The 3189-nt window shown below is 68.3% G+C and carries 4 protein-coding genes and 1 pseudogene; all 5 read right to left on the bottom strand.

Features of this window, described 5'->3' with window-relative positions; genetic code table 11:
- Window positions 1-351, bottom strand: a 351-nt coding sequence (locus A5711_RS08330; protein WP_156744832.1) for a hypothetical protein, incomplete at its 3' end; no start/stop codon positions are given.
- Between the two features lie 372 nt (window positions 352-723).
- A complete protein-coding gene (locus tag A5711_RS26175; RefSeq protein WP_082975682.1) occupies window positions 724-948 on the bottom strand; it encodes a hypothetical protein in 225 nt (74 codons plus the stop codon).
- Window positions 949-1099: 151 nt separating this feature from the next.
- Complete coding sequence (locus A5711_RS08340; RefSeq protein WP_067945368.1) at window positions 1100-2479, bottom strand: recombinase family protein; 1380 nt, start codon at window positions 2477-2479, stop codon at window positions 1100-1102.
- Complete coding sequence (locus tag A5711_RS08345; RefSeq protein ID WP_067945371.1) at window positions 2476-2712, bottom strand: hypothetical protein; 237 nt, start codon at window positions 2710-2712, stop codon at window positions 2476-2478. Before A5711_RS08345 ends, A5711_RS08340 begins: the two co-directional genes overlap by 4 nt.
- 75 nt (window positions 2713-2787) lie before the next feature.
- Window positions 2788-3189, bottom strand: a pseudogene (locus A5711_RS08350) (DUF222 domain-containing protein); the annotation flags it as partial.

Here is a 3189-nt window from a genome sequence, read left to right on the forward strand (position 1 = left end):
TGTCTCACCAGAGTGAAACGTCAGGTCAGGGCGATTTTCGCCAACTCGATACGCTCTCGTGGTGTCGGCTTTGCTGGAAGCCGGCGCGCAGCTCATCAGAACGCCCGCCGCTTCGAGCTCATGGCACTTGCGCCATACAGAGTTTCGGCGGGCGCCGCCGCCAAGGGAGGCGGCCAAGTCGGCGTAGGACACCTGCCACCAGGTCGTGCCGTCGATGCTGATTCGGCCGTTGCGCTCGCCTGGTAACTGGGTGACGTACTCGATGAGGGCGAGGAGGTGAGCGCCCAGGAAGCCGTACCGGTCGATGTCGGCGTTCGTGACCACGAGGTACTTGGGCCGGATGACGCTCATCGCCCCGAGCGTCGCGTCAGCCAGGCGACCAAGTAGGGACCGGTCGTCACGAGTCCTCCTCGAAGGCCCCGCAGCCGCGACACCACCACAGGATTGGCTGCCAGTGATGGAGGTGCGGGCCGTCCTCGTCGGTAATCGGGCGGCCTCGGTAGTGGCTCAATCGGGCCGCTGCGATGGCGTCGAGTACCCGGGCTGTCAAGCCGGGATGACCGTCCGGGACGGCTCCGGGTGGGACGAGGGAGAGTTCCCGGTGTCGGCGCTCCCCATTAAAATCCTGCGGTAGCTGGTACCTAGGGGTAGGGCTGGCGGTGTTGGCGGTGGTGCCCGGTGTTGCGGCCGGGCACGCCGTTTCTTTGTCAGGCGGCCCCATCATCAAGCACCGGGGCGGATTTGGACGGGCCGCAGCAACTCGGACAGCCGGGCGCGCTGCTCATCGGTCAGTGGTGGCGCGTCGGCCAGCACCTTCTCGATGAAGTCGTGAATCTTCGCTTCGGCCAGGCCGCGCTGCGCGGCTTCGAGGACTAGGGGGTCAATGGGTTGGCGGTGTGCGCGGAGAAGTCGCCCTTTAGCGCTTGCCGTGCGAGGTCCGAGAGCCATAGATGGGGTTCCGTTTCGCGGGCAGGGTTCAACGAACCCATCCCCGCGTCGGATGGTCGGCTCAGTTCCTCACGCGCGGCGGAGGCTTAAGCCGGGTCCCCTAGTTCGCCTACTAGTGTGACATGCGGCGCGGTGACGCTCAAGAAGGTGTTCAGCGCCAGGTGAATTGGACGCGGTCCTCGTGAAAGACGTGGCCGCCCTTGCCGACTGGCGCGATTGTGATGGTGGCCAGCACGTCGAGGACCGCCCGGAACCGGTCGCCGGTCAACTGCTCGACGGCGGCCGCCACCTCCGGCCGGCCCAGGGGTAGGTCGGCGAACACCCGCAGCCGCTCCTCGTCCTGTTCGCGGCGGTCCAACTCGGCAAGCTTGGCGTGGATGCGTTCGGTCATGGTGCGGTAGCCGCGGCCGTCGATGAGCCCGTCGGCCCGTTCATCGGCAATCTCGTCGAGGCGGGCCAGCAGCGTGCCCCGCTCGGCCCGGATGGCCTCGGTCTCAACCTCATTGCGTATTTCGGCCTTGAGGAGGCCGACGGCGTCGGGCATCGCCAGCCGCCCGGACACCAGCCGGTAGACGATGGGCTCGATGTGCTCGGCCCGGATACTGACTCCGCGGCATTCCGGGACCGGGCAGACGTAGGCGCGTACCCCGGTGATGGTCTGGTGGCCGCGCAGGTGATGCCCGCACTTGCCGCACAGCAGCGCCCCGGTCAGCAGGTGCCGGCGGAGCGATTTGCGCCCGGGCGGGCGGGTTCGGCGAGTGTCGAGGGCGGCCTGGACGTCGCGCCACAGCTGTTCGTCGACCAGCGGCGGCCAGTTGCCCGGGCCGATGATTTCCCCGTTGTGTGAGCGCAGCCCGGCGTTACGGGCCTTGCGCAGGAACGCCCACACGGGGGCGGCGGTCCAGGGTTTCCCGTTGAGGGTGAAGGCGCCGGCGTCGTTCCAGAGGCGGCAGACGTCGTTGAGGGAGGCGCCCGCCCGGATGGCGACGTAGGCCTCTTTCACGAGCGGTGCGGTCGCCGGGTCCGGCTGGTGGCTGCCGTCGGTCAGGTAGCCGAATGCCCGGGTCCACTGCGGCACGCCCCGTTCAGCCTTTTGCCGGGCGGCGCGGCGCTGCCGGTCCACCTTGTGCTCGGTCTCGTGGCGGGCCACCGCGCCCTTCAAACGGGCCACCAGGCGCCCTTGGGCCGTGGACAGGTCAACATCCCCGGAGGCGGTCGCCAGGGCCACCCGGTGGGCGTCAGCCAGGTCCATGAACCGCTCCAACTCGATCGGGCGGCGGTGCAGCCGGTCGAGATCCCAGGCGACCACCGCGGCGACCGTGCCGGCTTCGATGTCGGCCAGCATCCGTTCGTAGGCCGGGCGGGGCTTGCCGTTGGACGCCGACACGTCGTTGTCGAGGTATTCGACCGGCTCCCAGCCCTTTTCGGCGCACAACGCCAGGCAGTCCTCGCGCTGGCGCGTCACGCCGAGGTGCTCCCCGGTCGGGTCGGAGCTAATGCGCAGGTAGACCGCCGCGCGGACGTTAGTCATTGGGGATCGGCCGGGTAGGTGTCCCAACCGAGTTCGCGTCGCAGCAATTCACCGAACCGCACCCAGTCGATGCCGCGGACTTCCGGGTCTAGGTGGGCCATCGCCTCGATTGCCGGGTCAGATGTCTCGGCGGCGGGCATGGTGGCCTGCGTCATCAGCGACTTGATGTCCACATCACGCTGTTCAGCTTCCGTGAGCATCGGTTCCAACCATGCGGCGGTTTCGTCCCTCATCACGCCTTCTTCTTTCGCCCGAGTTGAGCGTGGTCATACGGATACCACCGTAGAACGTCATCTGTTCTTCTGCTAGTGTGTGCGGCAATAACATTTGAGATTCGAGGCGTGCGTGGGCCCGCCAGCGCTGTAGGGGATGGTGTGGTCGATGTCGCAGGCCACCGCCGGGCAATCGCAACCGGGCCAGCGGCACGTGAGATCGCGGCAGCGCACGAAATCGGCCAACGCTTGGGAGGGCACATAACCCGGCTCGGGTGGCGCATCGCCGGGGTGGATCAACGGCACCAGCTTGGCCGAGGCGGCCAACTCGGCGACCAGCTCGGGCGGGATCAGTCCTTCGGCGCCCAGCTGGAAGCCCGGCGCCGCGCCGGTGCAGTCGAGGGCGGCTTGTTCGGCGATCACGTGAATGACCACCGCACCGGCCGCCGGGCGCGCGCCCGCCGCGCAGTCGGGGCGCCCACACCGACAGCCCAGCCG

Origin of the sequence: Mycobacterium sp. E2238 (assembly GCF_001672665.1) — a bacterium.
Lineage (GTDB): Bacteria > Actinomycetota > Actinomycetes > Mycobacteriales > Mycobacteriaceae > Mycobacterium.